Raw genomic sequence first — 612 nt, 5'->3', positions numbered from 1 at the left:
AGCACTTCTACTTCCCACCGTACACCGTACAACGCTGCGACTTGCTCCGGCGTGAACTCATCTGGGAGGTTCGTGATGTACAGGTGATAGTCGTCGGTGTCCTCGTTGCGGACACCGACGACGCGGAACTCTATCGTCGCACTCGAATGCTTCTCACCGTACGGACGCCGTTTGAAGCTCACCTCGGCGGTTACATCGATAATCTCGCGTGTAAGACCACCGAGAACATCCTGAAGACGACGGTCTGGTAAGGAAATGGCGCGCCCGCGCCATTTCCGACGTGCCTCTGTGATTCGTGGGTTTGCGTTCGTCTTCAGTCGACTCAAAAAGAAGCCGCCGTTCTCCTCGATGAGTGCGAACCGACGATAGCTGTAGAAGCCGAGATCGAACAGCAACAACCGCCCTCGCAGCCAGTTCCCCGTGCGGAACTGGCTGCTCTCGTGGCTTCGTTCGTCGGTGAGTTCGAACCGCTCGATCGTCTGTTTCGTGAGGTTGTGGACGAGATGAAGTTTCGCGCCTGATTGGTCAGGATGCGTCGCTGGAAACTCGCTCAGGAGCCGACGCAACCGGCAAACGGTTGACTCGGCAATCATCACCTCGCGGAACTGCTGG

At 57.5% G+C, this 612-nt stretch carries 1 protein-coding gene; it reads right to left on the bottom strand.

The window, feature by feature from the left end; all coding sequences use genetic code 11:
* On the bottom strand, positions 1-612 hold a 612-nt coding region (locus DEQ92_RS21420), incomplete at both ends, for an IS4 family transposase (RefSeq protein WP_115821752.1).

Origin of the sequence: Haloferax sp. Atlit-6N (genome assembly GCF_003383195.1) — an archaeon.
GTDB classification, from domain to species: domain Archaea; phylum Halobacteriota; class Halobacteria; order Halobacteriales; family Haloferacaceae; genus Haloferax; species Haloferax gibbonsii.
This window is presented reverse-complemented; position numbering and strand designations above follow the sequence as displayed.